6 protein-coding genes are annotated in these 3795 nt (G+C 55.8%); 3 read left to right on the top strand and 3 right to left on the bottom strand.

Going from position 1 to position 3795, the window contains the following annotated elements:
* Positions 1 to 226: 226 nt before the first annotated feature.
* Entirely contained in the window at positions 227 to 997 is a 771-nt protein-coding gene (locus BLW48_RS34775) for a hypothetical protein (protein WP_143047883.1), read from the bottom strand.
* A 106-nt stretch (positions 998 to 1103) separates the two neighbouring features.
* Positions 1104 to 1814 carry a hypothetical protein gene (locus BLW48_RS35290; RefSeq protein WP_143047882.1) on the bottom strand — a complete coding sequence of 237 codons (711 nt, stop codon included), beginning with the start codon at positions 1812 to 1814 and terminating at the stop codon, positions 1104 to 1106.
* A gap of 357 nt (positions 1815 to 2171) precedes the next feature.
* Here BLW48_RS35290 and BLW48_RS35285 point away from each other — a divergent pair, with 357 nt between their 5' ends.
* On the top strand, positions 2172 to 2387 hold the full coding sequence (locus BLW48_RS35285) for a hypothetical protein (protein WP_143047881.1): 216 nt from the start codon (positions 2172 to 2174) through the stop codon (positions 2385 to 2387).
* Positions 2388 to 2696: 309 nt separating this feature from the next.
* Here the strand turns inward: BLW48_RS35285 and BLW48_RS34770 are convergent, their stop codons facing one another.
* On the bottom strand, positions 2697 to 3026 hold the full coding sequence (locus BLW48_RS34770) for a hypothetical protein (RefSeq protein ID WP_093180239.1): 330 nt from the start codon (positions 3024 to 3026) through the stop codon (positions 2697 to 2699).
* Between the two features lie 89 nt (positions 3027 to 3115).
* On the opposite strand from BLW48_RS34770, the gene BLW48_RS34765 reads away from it, so the two are divergent.
* Both BLW48_RS34765 and BLW48_RS35710 read left to right on the top strand, forming a co-directional pair.
* Positions 3116 to 3436 (top strand): hypothetical protein, encoded by a 321-nt coding sequence (locus BLW48_RS34765; RefSeq protein ID WP_093180238.1) that lies wholly within the window; start codon positions 3116 to 3118, stop codon positions 3434 to 3436.
* 162 nt (positions 3437 to 3598) lie between these two features.
* Positions 3599 to 3795 (top strand): hypothetical protein (locus BLW48_RS35710; RefSeq protein WP_218137570.1); only part of this gene is annotated, 197 nt, incomplete at its 3' end.

Below are 3795 nucleotides of genomic sequence, written 5' to 3'. Positions count from 1 at the left end.
AGCGGTTCTTCATGCACACCATCGCGGCGTGCATGGACCACCGATCCTGCACATCAGCCCTCAGCAAAAAAAGAGGGTGCTGAGACGACGCTTACCTGTTTTCTGAAGAAGGGACTTCAGCAGATCTGAGCTCGTTCTCCAGAGTCCGGTCTTGGCCGTATCCGGTCGGGGAAACCTGATTCTTAGCGAAGCGACGCCCAGGGCGTGCAACCGACAGGAACCCGGCTCAAGTAGCCAGTTCAGAAGTGGCAACCATGTATCTCGGCATGGGCGCATACCCTGCGCCCATAGTTTTGTATCGCTTGTGCAACTCGGCTTCAATGTGCGTTACCACGGCATGCAGCGCATGTACCGCTGCGGATAGATTGACTTTCGTGCCACCAGCCGTAAGGTGGATGAAGCCTATGGGGTTCTCGATCTGCGCGCCGGCATGGGGCAGCAACAGGTTGAACTTCAATTGATCCTTGATGACGCCGGGTCTGATGTACCAGGTATGCAAGGTGGAATCTTCTTTCCGCGAAATCCAACTGACTTCCCCCATCACGCTGGCGTTTCGGGATACGAGGTGGTCCAGACGCTCGGCGACATGATCGGTCACATTTCGCAGCTTCCGCACAGGTTCTATCAAGGTCAGGAAAGCTTCCAGGGCAGGGGCGTCTTTGCGAATGATCCCTCCGGCCTTGTAGCCCTTGACAAGGGAGCGAAAGCGATCCATCGAGTCAATGCAGCTCCAAGCATCCAAGTAAACCGCCGCGGTCGGTCCGGACTCGGCCCTGCCGACTTTGCTGATCTCGTACAACGTAGAACGAAGTCTGGGATAAGCCATCGCTACCATGTCAACGGCGTGCGCCAGTCCATCGAGGACCAATGCTTGGCGCTTGTCCAGAATACTCGGTAGGTTTTTTAGAGGGGACTCGTTGGCTACAAACATGTCTTCTGAGCTGGCCTGGGCTCTATCCTTTGGTGCAGAGAGTTGAGCGGTTGTATCGATTGTCATGGGCATACCGTGCTCGGTGTACTTCTGCTCTTGATCAACTGCACTCGGCCGGCACTGAGTGGTGTTCGCGAACCGGGCGCACGCGGCGAACGTCCGATATTGGCCGCTAGGCGCCAGTGGCGCCGTTGTATCGACGATAACTTTTACGGTAGAGATAAAAAAAGTTTCGCATTTCCTCCGTCAGGTCCGAGGCATCTACGATCTTCCAAAATCTGGCTTCACCAAGGAGAGGCGCCAGGGCAACCAGACCATTGCCGGCGCTATTCTGCGCAGCGCGAAGCCATTCCACAAGCAACGCCTCAACATGATTATTTGGAAGTTGCGACGATCTTGCCAGCGACATGCTGTACGTGTAGTTCAGCGGCCAGAGCGCACGGATGAACGCCAACCGTTTTTCAACTGAAATGCCTCGAAGCCACTTTCGTAGATCGACGTCTACTTGGGCCACCGCAGGCCTCTTCTTAAACTGTTCGGGCGTGAAAGCTTCGGATTCCATTGGAGGGACGATTGGAGAAAGGCTTGAACGTCTGGTATTGGCCGCATTCCGACCTAACCATTTTTCGCGAAGCCAGCGCTTGACCAACGCAGCACTCCGGTGTCGAAGTCGCTGCGCCTTCTGCCGAGTTTCAGCGATTCGGCTGAGCGCTTCAACGATTTCTTCGTCTAATGGCACGCCTTGTTCCAGCCAACCGACAGCCAGGTCAATCCAGTACTCCATCTGCGATTCAAGCCCTGAAAGCACCACGCGGCGAGTCGAAAACGGCCCATGGTTCTCGGTATACGGCTTCTCAAGGAAAATGAGCGGGCGTGGGTCCATTGCAATGTCGTCGCCTCGGGGAATGTCTGCTCCTGGCCGGGTCCGGCCTCACGGTTCGATTTATTGTGCTGCAGCATCGGGCCCGAAGCTGCCGGTCGACCTGATCGAAAGCAGACATTCAACGCCGCGTGCCTCTCGAAAGTATTCGCCCCTGCCTAAGCACCATCACTCCGGAAGGCACACCGGGCCCTTTTGAGTACGTACATATTCTTCCGAGAGTTTCCTTAACCTAAACGGTGACGGCTCCCAAGATCCGCCTTCTGCTCTACGACGATCCAATACTCGCTGGCACATCCCCGCTCCAGCTTTGTTGGTGTATCTGTATTCGTATCCGCTCGCAACTGGAAACGTGATGTAGTGATTGCAGTGAACGAAGGTCGCCAATCCAATACTGGAGTTGAGGCTGCTGCTGATGTTGGCCTGAACTCCAATGGAGTGCTCACGATCCGCTTCAAGAAGGATCGTTTGATCATTCTTGAGGGCAACGCCAATCTGCTGAAAATCGGTGCACATCTCGGTATTGCCGTAGTAAACAGCATTCAAGATGACAAAGTCTTGCGAGTTTGCAACTAGCGTGAACTTGCTGGTTTTCTTCCCCTGCGGAGCCTCATACATCCGAGGGGCCGCGCATGCTGACAGGATAAGGGCGATTAGAGCTAGGCAATAGGGCGTGGCCCGCATATGGATGGAAGCGCTCTCAGGCGCGTGTACTGTTGTTGAAGATCGCGAATCGGGTAGGAGAGGCTCTTGCTAGTCGACTCCAGTTGCAAAGGGACAAGGCTTTGCCGTCTTTACAGCCGAAAACTGCGCAACCGTGACGAGTGTCGGATTTTGGCCGGATTCTGCCCTGTGAGCCACTCCGACCAAGCACCCGAAAAGGCATCAATGGACCTCTCCACCCTCCACCAAATGTGGGAAATTCTGTCCAACGAAGGACACGACGAAATCAAAGGGCACGGCCGGCATCCCTTGTGCTTCGGCGGCCTTGATGTAGCCCAGCCAAAATGCTCGGACCTTGGCAGGAACAGTTGGCTGAAAGCCCATTTGCTCTTCAACCATCTGCCTCGATGTCCCTTCTGACTTCCAAGCCCGCTGCAGCACCGGCTCAAGCCTGACAAGAGTCAGCAGTTGATCCTGATCCAACTCGCCTATTAAGTCCATCAGGTAGCAGTCGAGAAGACGCAGCAGCGGATTGTTTTCGTATCTATCCATTCGCTCACCTCATCTCAATGACCGCTTCTGTCCGACTGGAGCAGGCGGCATGCTACCTTCCGGGCCGACACGGCTCGTTGGAATCATAGATGGACGAATGGCTCGAAAGACAGGCACCGCTCGACGCAGCAATAGCGAATGCCCTGATTGCTGCGACCCCGGGATGGTGGAAGTCAGCGAGCCTTGTCGCCGACCGGGAGCAGCACGGGTCGCAAGAGCGCATGACCATCGTCATCACATCGCCTGACGGGCTGCCCGAGCCCATTAGCCCGACCGAGGAAATTTATTCGAGCCTCTACGCCCTCGCTGACTTCTTCCGTGAACGGGGGACCGTTTGGCGCTCTGCGTCGTACTCCGTCAACCAGACGGACGGCGGCGACTGGAAGTACGCGGTCCAGTTCACCTACTAGCGAACTGAAGGGAGAAGCCCACCGTCCGGTTCTGGCCGAATGCCGCATTTCCTACGGCGGTTTTGCCCGCCTTGCGGCACGATTTCTAGCTTCTTCCACTACTGCGGGCTTTACAAAGTCATCTGGGACAAAACCCACACCACATCGTGTGCAGTAGCAACCTTGAACGAATTGCTGAAGCGGGGCAGGCAGCAGAGCTTCAGGAAGACACTCGTCAGACGCGAGCTGGTCTGGCCTGCGGACGCCAGCGCGTTCTTCAAGCGGGCTTTGCTTTCCGAGCATGAGCATTTTGGGCACCACGTCAGCGTCGCTTCCACATTTGGGACAGCAACGATATTTGAGCTTCTTGAAGAGTCCTT

Source organism: Variovorax sp. YR266 (genome assembly GCF_900107295.1).
In the GTDB taxonomy this organism is placed as follows: Bacteria; Pseudomonadota; Gammaproteobacteria; order Burkholderiales; family Burkholderiaceae_C; genus Variovorax.
The sequence above is the reverse complement of the archived record's forward strand: the minus strand, read 5'-3'. Positions and strand labels throughout refer to the sequence as shown.